General features: G+C 54.2%; 10 protein-coding genes and 4 tRNA genes. 11 read left to right on the top strand and 3 right to left on the bottom strand.

What is annotated here, in order from left to right; genetic code table 11:
• Positions 1–61: 61 nt before the first annotated feature.
• Positions 62–718, bottom strand: a complete 657-nt coding sequence (locus tag ACMA5I_RS05085; RefSeq protein ID WP_525885156.1) for a peroxiredoxin — start codon at positions 716–718, stop codon at positions 62–64.
• A 120-nt stretch (positions 719–838) separates the two neighbouring features.
• On the opposite strand from ACMA5I_RS05085, the gene ACMA5I_RS05090 reads away from it, so the two are divergent.
• The 3 genes from ACMA5I_RS05090 to ACMA5I_RS05100 all read left to right on the top strand — a co-directional run bounded on the left by ACMA5I_RS05090 (position 839) and on the right by ACMA5I_RS05100 (position 1,253).
• Positions 839–914, top strand: a tRNA-Val gene (locus ACMA5I_RS05090).
• 166 nt (positions 915–1,080) lie between these two features.
• Positions 1,081–1,157 (top strand) — tRNA-Asp (locus ACMA5I_RS05095).
• A gap of 19 nt (positions 1,158–1,176) precedes the next feature.
• Positions 1,177–1,253, top strand: a tRNA-Asp gene (locus ACMA5I_RS05100).
• Positions 1,254–1,389: 136 nt separating this feature from the next.
• On the opposite strand, the gene ACMA5I_RS05105 is transcribed toward ACMA5I_RS05100, so the two are convergent.
• Positions 1,390–2,208, bottom strand: coding sequence for a ferredoxin--NADP reductase (locus tag ACMA5I_RS05105; RefSeq protein WP_525885157.1), 819 nt, complete (start codon positions 2,206–2,208; stop codon positions 1,390–1,392).
• Between the two features lie 154 nt (positions 2,209–2,362).
• On the opposite strand from ACMA5I_RS05105, the gene ACMA5I_RS05110 reads away from it, so the two are divergent.
• From ACMA5I_RS05110 to ACMA5I_RS05125, 4 genes are all read left to right on the top strand, one after another.
• Positions 2,363–2,845 (top strand): Lrp/AsnC family transcriptional regulator, encoded by a 483-nt coding sequence (locus ACMA5I_RS05110; protein WP_525885158.1) that lies wholly within the window; start codon positions 2,363–2,365, stop codon positions 2,843–2,845.
• Between the two features lie 91 nt (positions 2,846–2,936).
• Positions 2,937–3,013: transfer RNA gene (locus ACMA5I_RS05115), tRNA-Met, on the top strand.
• A gap of 92 nt (positions 3,014–3,105) precedes the next feature.
• Complete coding sequence (locus tag ACMA5I_RS05120; RefSeq protein ID WP_525885159.1) at positions 3,106–5,049, top strand: hypothetical protein; 1,944 nt, start codon at positions 3,106–3,108, stop codon at positions 5,047–5,049.
• A gap of 231 nt (positions 5,050–5,280) precedes the next feature.
• On the top strand, positions 5,281–6,726 hold the full coding sequence (locus ACMA5I_RS05125) for a hypothetical protein (protein ID WP_525885160.1): 1,446 nt from the start codon (positions 5,281–5,283) through the stop codon (positions 6,724–6,726).
• A gap of 287 nt (positions 6,727–7,013) precedes the next feature.
• Here ACMA5I_RS05125 and relB read toward each other — a convergent pair whose 3' ends face one another.
• Positions 7,014–7,415, bottom strand: a complete 402-nt coding sequence (gene relB / locus ACMA5I_RS05130) for a type II toxin-antitoxin system RelB family anti-toxin (protein WP_525885161.1) — start codon at positions 7,413–7,415, stop codon at positions 7,014–7,016.
• A 101-nt stretch (positions 7,416–7,516) separates the two neighbouring features.
• Here relB and ACMA5I_RS05135 point away from each other — a divergent pair, with 101 nt between their 5' ends.
• From ACMA5I_RS05135 to ACMA5I_RS05150, 4 genes are all read left to right on the top strand, one after another.
• Positions 7,517–8,725 (top strand): hypothetical protein, encoded by a 1,209-nt coding sequence (locus tag ACMA5I_RS05135; RefSeq protein ID WP_525885162.1) that lies wholly within the window; start codon positions 7,517–7,519, stop codon positions 8,723–8,725.
• Between the two features lie 267 nt (positions 8,726–8,992).
• On the top strand, positions 8,993–9,541 hold the full coding sequence (locus ACMA5I_RS05140; RefSeq protein ID WP_525885163.1) for a hypothetical protein: 549 nt from the start codon (positions 8,993–8,995) through the stop codon (positions 9,539–9,541).
• 251 nt (positions 9,542–9,792) lie between these two features.
• Positions 9,793–10,353, top strand: coding sequence for a recombinase family protein (locus ACMA5I_RS05145; protein WP_525885164.1), 561 nt, complete (start codon positions 9,793–9,795; stop codon positions 10,351–10,353).
• A gap of 432 nt (positions 10,354–10,785) precedes the next feature.
• Entirely contained in the window at positions 10,786–11,052 is a 267-nt protein-coding gene (locus tag ACMA5I_RS05150; protein ID WP_525885165.1) for a hypothetical protein, read from the top strand.
• Positions 11,053–11,287 lie beyond the last annotated feature (235 nt).

An 11,287-nucleotide genomic window follows, 5' to 3' on the forward strand; every position in this document is an offset into this window, starting at 1 on the left:
GCATCGGCAAAAAATAGCCCGGCGCGAGGGCCGGGCTGATTAACCTTTAGGCAGCAGAGGCTTAGGCGTTCGGGTCCTTTGCCATGCGCAGATACGGCAGCTTCTTGTCGAGCGGCCCGAATTTCTCTTCGGCGGTCGCGTCATCCACCGAACCGGCGACCACGATATCCTGACCGGGCGTCCAGTTGGCGGGGGTCGAGATCGGGTTGCCATCGGTCGCGCGGACCGCATCGAGCGCCCGCAGGATTTCCGAGAAATTGCGGCCAACCGACATCGGATAGGTCATCGAGAGACGCACTTTCTTGTCCGGCCCGACGATGAACACGGTGCGCACGGTCGCCGAATCCGCCGGGGTGCGGCCATCGGGCAGATAGGCGTCGGCGGGCAGCATGTCGTAAGCTTTCGCCACCTTCAGCTCGCTGTCATCGACCATCGGGAAATTCGCCGGCGTGCCGGCCACGGTCTCGATGTCTTTCTTCCATTTCTGGTGGTCGTCCACGCTGTCGATGGACACGCCGATCACCTTGGTGTTGCGCTTCTCAAACTCATCGGCAAGCTGCGCCATCGCGCCAAGCTCTGTGGTGCAGACCGGGGTGAAATCCTTGGGGTGGGAGAAGATCACGCCATAGCTGTCGCCAAGCCAGTCATAGAAGGACAGCTCGCCTTCGGTGGTGTTGGCGGTGAAATCGGGGGCAGTATCATTAATGCGCAGAGACATGAGATCCTCCTTCTCTGTGGGTCCATCTACCGAGATATAGAGGGCGCGGCGCAATTCCAAGCCTTGCGCGCAAAACAGGGCCTTGCACCGCCTTAATCTGCGGGCTAAGAGGGCGCTCAGGGGCGATTAGCTCAGTTGGTAGAGCGCTTCGTTTACACCGAAGATGTCGGGAGTTCGAGTCTCTCATCGCCCACCATTTTCCCCTTTGAAATATGGTTTTTGGGTTAATGTGCGGCGTCGCGCCATGGTCCTTGGTCAGGAAACTCCGACCCCTGCGGAGCGGCAGAGGAAAAAGCGTCACAATCGCCACAAATCGCCTTGACCCCCGCCCGTGCTTTGCCTAGAAGGCCCGAACAGCAGTTGCGGTTGTAGCTCAGTTGGTTAGAGTGCCGGCCTGTCACGCCGGAGGTCGCGGGTTCGAGCCCCGTCAACCGCGCCACTGCTGTCAGATCCACTTAGCGGTTGTAGCTCAGTTGGTTAGAGTGCCGGCCTGTCACGCCGGAGGTCGCGGGTTCGAGCCCCGTCAACCGCGCCACGGATCTTTGCGGAAAAGCGCCCCCAGCGGGCGCTTTCGTCGTTTTCGGAGGGCTGCGCCCTATGCGGTCAAAGGCGGGCAAAGAAAAACCCCGGCGGGTGAGGCCGGGGTTTTCGTCTGTCTCAAAGCGGGCGGTTTAGCCGACGAAGGCTTTTTCCAGCACGAACTCGCCCGGTTTGGAATTGGCACCTTCCTCAAGGCCCGCCGCTTCGCAGATGTCTTTCACATCATGGTTCAGCGCCATGGAGCCGCAGATCATGATGCGGTCCTCTTCCTTGCTCAGCGGCGCAATCCCCAGCTCGTCAAACACCGCGCCCGAGCGCATCAGATCGGTGATACGGCCCATTTTCGGGCTCTCCTGGCGGGTGGTGGTCGGATAGTAAATCAACCGCTCCGCCGCGAACTCACCAACCAGCGGGTCGTTCTTGGTTTTCTCCACGATATGCGCGGAATAATCGAGATCCGCCGCATTGCGCGTGGTGTGGGTGACGATCACCTGATCGAAGCGCTCATAGGTCTCCGGATCGCGAATGACCGAGGAGAAGGGCGCAAAGCCGGTGCCGGTCGCGATCAGCCAAAGGCGTTTGCCGGGCAAGAGCGCGTCATGGACCAGCGTGCCCACGGGTTTGGGGCGCACGATCACCTGATCGCCGACCTCGATTTTCTGGAGGCGCGAGGTGAGGGGGCCGTCCTGAACCTTGATGGAATAGAACTCCAGCTCGTCATCCCAGCTCGGCGAGGCGATGGAATAGGCGCGCAGCAGCGGGCGGCCGTCATCTTTCAGAAGGCCAATCATCACAAACTCGCCCGAGCGGAACCGCAAGCTGCGCGGGCGCGTCACCCGGAAGCTGAACAGGTGATCCGTCCAATGCGTCACTTCGGTCACGGTCTGCGCATCGGGGTGAATTTTCTCGGCGCTATCCATCAGTTTCTTTTCATCCGTTATCGCGGTCATAAATTCCTCACGGGTCTTTACCAGCGGCGTTGCGCGCAATAAAGACCTTGTTGCCGTCACGTGCAAGGGAAAATATTCTGAAATCAAATAATTTCAATTGCAGAGCTAGAATAATTTCCGTTATATACCCGCAGAGACGGACGGGAGTTTGCAAATGAAGCTGGATGATCTCGATTACCGCATCCTTGCCCTGATTCAGGAGAACGCTTTGCCTTCTCTTGACGAAATCGCGAAAGAGGTCGGGTCGTCGAAAACCCCGGTCTGGAACCGGATTCGCAAGATGCGCGAAGCGGGCATCCTGCGCAAGCAGGTGGCGATTCTCGACAGCGAAAAACTCGGCTTCGACGCCTGTTTCTTCGTCCTCGTGCGCACCTCCGAGCATGATGCGGACTGGCAGAAACGATTCCTCGATGCCGTCCGCCGCCGCCCCGAAGTCATGGAGGCGCATCGCCTCGCGGGCGACATCGACTATATCCTCAAGGTCCGCGTCGCCAATGCCCGCGCCTATGACCATTTCTACCAGGAACTGATCCGCGACGTGAAAATCTTCAACGTGACCGCGCTTTTGTCGATGGAAGAGGTGAAATTCACCACCGCGCTGCCGCTGGAGACGATGGAGCAGGGCGCCGAGGTGTAAGCCTTGGCCCAAAAACGCGCCGGAATCGGGCCGGGCGGCGAAATCGCGCTTGACGCACTCGCGCCGCTCGCCTAGATACCCCGCACGGTTTGGCGGAGTAGCTCAGCAGGTTAGAGCAGCGGAATCATAATCCGCGTGTCGGGGGTTCAAGTCCCTCCTCCGCTACCAGATTTTCCTTAAAGCACTGATATTAAAGAAACTCATTGCTTTCATTGGTCTATTTCTTGCGTTGGGGTACACTTCAGGGGTACACTTGAGGCATGAGCGACGTGCGTAGACCTCTGTATGTGACCAAAGACAACAAAGGCTGGAAGCTTCGAAGGCAGGTGCCGAACAAGCCAGATGGCTTGCGTGAGTTTGCAAAAAATGAGTTTGGACGCACACAGTGGGTGGAACGCCCGTCGTCAGGTGGGTTCAAAGATGCCTTTGATCGGCAGCCCACATTCGCGATCATGACAGAACTAGAGATACGAAAGCTCAAAGCCGCCTTTGCTCAAGCTGGTTCTAAACGCAATGCATCAAATGAACCCGGGTTCACGTTCAAGCTCTCAGACCACGAGATCGACCAGATCGCCATTGCCTATTTCCAGTCTCTTGAGCGCGGCGTTCAAGATGCGGGTGGCTATCGCCATGGGGTGAATAACGATAACCGTGAAGACGTTATCATAGATTTGGCGCTCGACCATGCAGAGGCTGATGCGATTGCAACGGGTGATGAAACAACTGGCCTGACCAATCCTGATCAGGATATCCGAACAGCGTTTCATTACACCGCCCTGCGACAGTTGATTAAATATGGCTTTTTGTCGCGTGATGAGGTCGAAGCAACGGTCGAAGGCAAAGCGCGCAAGCGCGGTAAGAAGAGTGAGCGCCTTACGTTGCCGCCTAAAATGCGCGACAGCCCCAGTCTTCAAAAGCTTTCGGATAAACTGGCACAAGCCAACGCTGAGATCGCGCGTAGGCGTCTTGAGGCAAACGCCGAACACCGGGAACCAAGCTTACAAGTCCCGACGTTATCGCCCGGTCTAAATACAAATGCGCATCTGCAACCTGTACCAACGGTGCGTGTTGGTCAGCTTATTAAAGCCTATCTGGAAAAACAAAGCCAAAAAGTCGAGCAGTCACGTCACTATCAACTTTTGATCGCCACACGCGCCCTCAAGGAAGAGGTTGGCAACGAGACACCTATTACGCGGATTAATCGCGCAATTTGCCAAGAGTTGGCCGACTTGTTTGTTAACATCCCTGCCTATGCGAGCGAACACTACAAGGGCATGACGCTTCGAGAAGCTGCTTTGGCGTATGAGGCGCAACATGGTAAGAAATGTGAGCGCTATACGGCTGCAAAGAACAACCTTGTCGTACTCAAGGGCATCTTCAAGTTCGCCAAGAGCAAAGGTTGGTTGAATAGCAATCCGGCAGAAGAATGTGAGATCGAGGCTCCTCGTAAGGGCAAGGTCTATGAACGCAAGCAAAGCGGGTATCAACCGTTTACAGCCGACGAGCTTACAACACTATTTAACAGACCTCTGTACAGAGGCTGCAAAGATGATGGCAACGGCGTCAACCGCGCGGGCCCGAACGTCATTAGGCGGAGCCGATATTGGGTGCCCCTGATTTCATTGTTCAGCGGAATGCGAATGGGAGAGATACTGCAACTTGAGAAAGACGACGTTGTCGTCAAAGATGGGATAAGCTGCTTCCAGATCACCGACGAAGTGTTGGCCGAATATCACGGCCTAACATTTGACAAGCGTCTCAAGACCGATAACGCAATGCGTACAATCCCGGTACATCCAATGCTCGAGAGTTTAGGTTTGATTGACTGGATGCAGGAGAGCAACCACCCGCGGCTATTCCCAGATGCAGAGGCGGGAAGCGACGGCAAGTTATCGACAAGGTTCTCAAAGAAATTCGCGACGTTCTCAAAAGCTGCTGGTGTCTGGGAGCATAGGAAAAAGGTCTTCCACAGCTTTCGAGGCAACTTCACAGACGCGATGCGAGAGGCCGGGGTGCCACTTGAATTGCGGATCGCGATACAGGGGTGGGAGAGTGTTCACGATATTGACCCCAAATATGGCACAAGCGGCTATCCAGTAAAAAGGCTTTACGAAGCTATCTCTCGAACCCGCTACGATGGCCTTGATCTGTCGCATCTTTACCCTGAGAACCTGAAATGCCCTATCGTTCATCGGCCAAAATAATAGGGGTATCCGCTTGTCACGGTAGCATATTTCTGCTATTAATTACCAAGCTAATTGCACGTCGTAGAACGCCTCATGATATGCAGGATAGCTAAAACTCCACCCCATCTTTATATATACAGCTGAGAGACGACTAACGCCAAAAGTCGGGGAAGTTGATTGAGTTATCACAGACTACCAACATTAGAACCCGGTGTCAGAGTAACAGCAGAAAGAGCCAAACAAGATCGCATGAAGCTGACCTTGGGTAGCTGGTACCATCACGGGGTAGAAAGCTCTGCTATGGGTATCGCATCAGTGATGGCCGACGAAACATATGAGGATAGCGAGGGAACTACCCATTCGCTTTTCAACAGAGCACGCTTCAACAACAGGGCCAATGGGAACCTGTCTTTTTGCACGCCGCGCGTGGAACGCAATGCCGATGGGCATGTCATTCTTGGCAAGCCGATAATCAATGGCGATGTTCGCTTCCGGTGTATGAACCCCGGTTCACCGTCGCCAGAAGTGGTTCCTGTCCCACTAGAAGAACACCTACCCGAGCACGAGATGGAAATTCCAGATTTCGGCCCTTCGCAATACGAGATCACGGCGACCCTCTTCGTTAATCCATCCCGGGCATTCAACCAGTTCAATAATTTTGATGCGCTGGAGGTTACGCGGGGAGGTGACTGGCCAGCTATACCATTCTTTACAACCCGCGATGCCCGACATACGAGCTTTGAGACAACGCTCGACGGCAAGGACAACGCCATCATATTGCCAAGGCTCCACGTGGCCTCAAGGCCGCCCTACTGGCAGCACTTTCTCAGGCTGTTTCTTCGAGACGTAGATCGCTTCATTGCTGACAGGATAAATGCGCAGTCAAGGCACTATATCGTTGACGGGTTTAATACGCATCGCAGCGCATACTATTCGCTCCACGAGATAGAGATTTACTTCGAATTTCAGCACGATGACCCGGTAGGGTATATGCTCAGAGCAGGGTCAGCGATCCGGTCGATCGGGCGTCTCGAAGGGTTGCGTGACTACCAGACTGTGCAGGATGAGGGGGTCAATGCACCAACGTATCAGGTGGAGCTGGCCAAGGGGATAATTTTGGCGATTTATGCCAAAACCACCCGAAGGCTCAGACTTGAAGTCCGTTATAAAACTCGACAAGTGACGGGCCGTCTTCGCGGCGGTGTCAGCAAGAGTTTTACGGCACATAATCTGTCCGAGCTTAACAATGTTGTAGAAAAGTATACTAATGACGCTACGGCAAGGGTGAACGCTGTGCTTGACACACTTGCGTCCGCAACAGATGCACCACGTCTTGGGTATTCTGTTCAGCAGTTGATCCGTCAAGTGGTTGAGGCCTGCGACGATCAGTACATTACAAAAGCGCTGAACGGAGAAGATGATGACGACATTTCACCTTCGGTGCGCCGAATGCGAAACAGCAACCATCCTTGGCGGCGCTGGAGCCGGGACGCGGAGAGCGCCATTCTTCCAGCGCTGGTTTTGCTCAACGTATATCAGGTGTCCGACGGAGACCCGTTTCTTGCAATCATCACGAGACTTAAAAAGCGAGGTGTCGTCGTCAGTGTGGGCCGTCGACGCTATTCGTTCGCCCCACAGTATCAGGCGGCACGAACGGCCTTAGCAGCTCTTTACGAGGCGGACAGTTCGGAATGAAGTTGGCAAGTAGCCGCGTCGGCAAGATGGCGTCATAATCTAGAAAAGTGGGTTGACGGGGTCGCAGTCTTCTCGTGTTCTTGAAACGATTCAGACGATGGGCGTATCCAATATCAATACCGCGCCGACGCCAACCGATGAGTACCCGGATACCCCTGATGTCGTTAGAATGTACGATGACTTCTTCGCCATGTATGCGCGCCCTCGCCCTGAGTTTTTACAAGAGCTATTGGCTGGAACAAGATGATTTTCAATCTCATCCGCGTCATTGTAAACCCTTAAAGGGATTATGATCGGCCCTTTTGTCCGGTTGCTTGCCGCTTATGGAGAGTCCGAACGAGTTCCAGCGCTGTCTCTGCTTCGCGCAGATGCATGTCGCGCAATAGCAGAAGCATGACCATTTCAATGCCAGCTCGCTTGCCGCTGACTTCCTCATCACTTGTCGAAATGATGTCCGTCAATTCCATATCCAGCGCGATACAGATTGCTGACAAAGTATCGAGAGGTGGAAGACTTGCCCCACGCTCAATGTTCGATACGGCTTCGACCGAACGCCCGATCATCTCGGCAAGGTCATGCTGAGTAAAGCCAGCCGCCTTGCGTGCGGACTGAACCCTACGACCGACCGTCGCTCTCAGGGCATGAAGTTTGTTGTCCAGTTTGCTGGTTATCTCGGTGTTATCGGTCATGCTCGCAGTTTCAATGCGGCATTCATCAACTCCATTGCGTTGAAGTTCGGTATTTTATACAGATACGTAGTGTAACTACGTTATTGCGGTAAAACCCGTATTTGGAGAATTTATTGCCCGCACTCATATCCCAGTTAGATGATCAGTTCCGCCCGCTCAGACGTATCTCCCTTGGTGAAACCAACAAGGACAAACAAGAAAAGTGGTTTCAGGAGCTTATGTTCACCCAGCCCGCATTGTTCCCGATTGAACAGATCGAACCCGGAGCGGTAAAGTTCATTCCGATCTGCCGGGAGTTAACCATTCCGAAGACTGGCGGCATCTCTGTCTACCTCGACATCTTCGGACTGACCGAAGAAGGCAAGCTAGTATTGATCGAGTGCAAGCTATGGCGCAACCCGCAAGCCCGACGGGAGGTTATCGCGCAGGCGCTTGAATACGCATCCCTGCTGCGTCGGTGGTCCTACAGCGACCTGAACATTCGCTTGCAGGGGCAACTGGGCACAAAATCCCCCAATGCGCTGTACCAAGCTTACAGGGTCGCTGGTGGTACACTCACAGAAGAGGTGCTGCATGACCGGGTGGCACGCGGCCTCAAATCCGGAGATTTCATTGTCGCCATCGCTGGTGACGGCATACGAGAGGATGTCCACGCCATCGCGGATCACCTCAACATGAACAGCAGCATGGCTACGCATCTGGCACTTGTCGAGTTCCAGATATGGGAAAGCGATGCAGGCGAAATGATCATCATCCCGCATGTGCCAGTGCGAACCGAGGTTCTCACGCACCGCGTTTATCTGGGGCGGGATGACCAACCGCTGACCATAGAGGCTGAGAGCGATCAGCAGGCGCATACAGAGCCGGTCATTGATCCAGATGGGGCAAGGCGTCGGGAAGCTGACGCGGCCTTCTGGCAGGCGTTCTGCGACGCCGTGCGCTTCGATCATCCTGAGCAATCCCCAGCGCGACGCGGTGGCTATGGTTGGGCAAAGCTCCCCATGCCAGAACCGGTCGACCGCATCGCTGCCTATCGCACGGCTAAGGGTGCGGCTGGTTTCTTCTTCCGACTCAAGAACGATGAGGGCCAGATCATTTATGATGAGTTGAGCGCAGCACGGCCCAAACTCGCAGCGGAGATCGGCGTACCGATTACCGAACAAGACGGCAAGGATGATCCGTTCGAGATCATGATCGACATCGCCTATCCGGGCGACCCGTTTGATGATGATGCTTATCTGGCGTGGTTGCTTGAATATGCCAATCGTGTTGTGTCCGCCTTGCGCCCGTTTCTCTCGCAGTTCTCATAAATCCAAGGGGGTCAAACAATTTGGACGATAATCATTCTGACAATCACCGCCGCTGGGATCGTCATTCAGGATGTTCACTTCCATACGCAAGAAGCCCGCCTTGAAACGCTGCGGGCGATATAGAATGCCGAACGCTATGAGGGCGAAGTCCCATATACGCGTGGCTGATGCGTTTACGACGAACCTGTTGAAGATGGCGGAGACAGCAACATCCGGCGACTATGAGATTAATTTAGACATAATATATTGATAATGTTATAATAATATATGTCAAAAGAACTCTTCTGGAAGCTCGATCAACTCGGGCGTGTCAAGTTATCAAAGAACTACCAACTCCGTCAGTTCCTGGCATCGGAGATCGCCACGGCATTCGGGATACCCAACATCCCAGATGAACCTGATCTGGCGATTGAAGCGGGTAAACGGCTATGCGAGAATATCCTCGAACCTCTTACCGATGCGTTCGGCCCTCTGATCATCCGGTCGGGCTTCCGTTCCGCTCGGGTGAATGCACTCGGCGCGGCCAAGGGTCTTATGTGCGCCAGTAACGAGAAGAACTTCGGTTACCACATCTGGGATCGCCGCGATGCAGAGGGCCATCTTGGGGGCGCTGCATGTATCTTGATCCCAGCCTTTAATGCAGGCGAGACCGATCTGGATACATGGCAAGACTTGGCATGGTGGATCGACGCGAACCTGCCTTATCACCGCCTGACTTTCTTCAAACGCGATAATGCTTTCAATATCGGGTATCACGAAAACCCAAGGCGGGAGATATATTCCCGCAACCCGAAGCCGCACTGGGTGAAGCGCTAGCGCAGCCTTTGGTTCTATCACTTTCGTGTAGGCTTATTAAAACTTGGCTCATCGAATGATTACTTTGTGTCGCACATGAGAAGGCCCTTCTGACATACTATAGCGTCTACGTGTTCGTATGTCTGCTCAGTCCCTATAGGGCGGGGTTTTGGGGGACGAATATGGATGACGCGATACCCGTCCCTATTTCATTGTTATTGCATTTAGGGACATAATCCCTTAAAGTCTAAATATCAAAGGGATTTATTGTCATGCTCGTTGGATATGCCAGAACGTCGACCGCTGAACAGGTTGCAGGGTTTGAAGCCCAGTTGCGCGATCTCGAGAAAGTCGGGTGCGAAGAAGTGTTCAAGGAGCAGGTGTCCTCAGTCGCGCAACGTGCCGAGCTTGATGCTGCACTCAAGTTTGTTCGCAAGGGCGATACATTGGTGACAACCAAGATGGACAGGCTTGCGCGTTCGACCCAAGACCTGCTCAAGATAGTCGAAGGGTTGGAGGAGAAAGGCGTCGGCCTTCGTATCCTTGACTTCGCGGGCACCGATGTGGATACCAAATCACCTTCCGGGAAAATGATGTTGACCATGTTCGCAGCCATGGCACAGTTCGAGCGTGAAACGATGCTTACCCGTCAACGCGAAGGCATTCATAGGGCTAAGATTGCAGGTAAATACAAAGGCCGTTCGCCCGTGCCGAAAGATAAGGTAAAACAGGCATTCGCTTTGAAAGAGCGAGGCATCAAACCGCCTGAGATTGCAAAGCAGCTTGGCCTTGGGCGCTCTACCGTTTACAGATTGATACAAAACTCAGGATAATGAACCCGGGTTCAAATAGCTTTAGGCTTCGTGCAGTTGATCAAGAAGTCACAGATTTAAATGGAAAAAACTGCAACGCGAAGTGGGCTGGCCCCCAATTCGACCGTACACCTTGGCCTGACCAAGGGGGCTTAAGTATAGCCTTAAGCACGTACTTATGTCTGAGATTGAAATCGTCACCGATGGAGGACGCCATCGGCGGGATGGACGGCAAAACCGACAACGCAACGCGCCCACTCCCCGCAAAGCGCGCCATACTCCCGCGCGATCAGGCGAAGCGGATCTTCCCCAGCCGAGATTTCCATTATTCAAGAACGGCCCTAAGCGGTCGCTCGAGCTTGTGAATGCATTCTGCGCTCGCAGCCCGATTGCGGACATTGGCTTCCGTCTTCGCTGCTTCTATCTTCCAAGGAAAAACCAGGAGGTATTCACATGGAACGCGAACCCAACCTTGTCATCTCCAGCGCCTCCCAGCACGTTGTCGAGGATGGCGTACCCTTCAAGGTGGATATCTACAAACTCGAAGGTGGGGACGGTTGGTCGCTGGAAGTCGTTACCGAAGACGGGACGTCCATTGTCTGGCATGATCTCTTCGAAGATGACCGAGCCGCATTCGAGGAAGCAATCCGGGCAATTCGCAGTGAAGGCGCAGCCGCCTTCGCCACCGGTGGTTCAAACGTCGTTCCGTTTAGGCAGTAGGGACGGCCCAAACCGGCCATCTGTGGCACCGCGCAGCATAGTCCAGAGCCCCAAGGTCGGCAGTGCGGACGGAGCGGACATTCAACATTCGAATTGATATGTCTGCATTCATCTGGACTCTCGCGCTGTGAAATTTCGATGGGAAGGGAGCTCGTGACTTTATCATCAGAAGACAGAGCCGCTCTCATGGCGTTAGAAGAAACGCTTTGGCGGGCTGAAACACGCTTTGATCCGA

This window comes from Jujubicoccus corallicola, assembly GCF_047345645.1.
Classification (GTDB): domain Bacteria; phylum Pseudomonadota; class Alphaproteobacteria; order Rhodobacterales; family Rhodobacteraceae; genus JBLEFH01.

What these genes read in the sequence shown, in the direction of transcription:
- ACMA5I_RS05085 (WP_525885156.1), bottom strand. Translation starts at nt 718, where the DNA reads ATGTCTCTGCGCATTAATGATACTGCCCCCGATTTCACCGCCAACACC.
- ACMA5I_RS05105 (WP_525885157.1), bottom strand. Translation starts at nt 2,208, where the DNA reads ATGACCGCGATAACGGATGAAAAGAAACTGATGGATAGCGCCGAGAAA.
- ACMA5I_RS05110 (WP_525885158.1), top strand. Translation starts at nt 2,363, where the DNA reads ATGAAGCTGGATGATCTCGATTACCGCATCCTTGCCCTGATTCAGGAG.
- ACMA5I_RS05120 (WP_525885159.1), top strand. Translation starts at nt 3,106, where the DNA reads ATGAGCGACGTGCGTAGACCTCTGTATGTGACCAAAGACAACAAAGGC.
- ACMA5I_RS05125 (WP_525885160.1), top strand. Translation starts at nt 5,281, where the DNA reads ATGAAGCTGACCTTGGGTAGCTGGTACCATCACGGGGTAGAAAGCTCT.
- relB (WP_525885161.1), bottom strand. Translation starts at nt 7,415, where the DNA reads ATGACCGATAACACCGAGATAACCAGCAAACTGGACAACAAACTTCAT.
- ACMA5I_RS05140 (WP_525885163.1), top strand. Translation starts at nt 8,993, where the DNA reads ATGTCAAAAGAACTCTTCTGGAAGCTCGATCAACTCGGGCGTGTCAAG.
- ACMA5I_RS05145 (WP_525885164.1), top strand. Translation starts at nt 9,793, where the DNA reads ATGCTCGTTGGATATGCCAGAACGTCGACCGCTGAACAGGTTGCAGGG.
- ACMA5I_RS05150 (WP_525885165.1), top strand. Translation starts at nt 10,786, where the DNA reads ATGGAACGCGAACCCAACCTTGTCATCTCCAGCGCCTCCCAGCACGTT.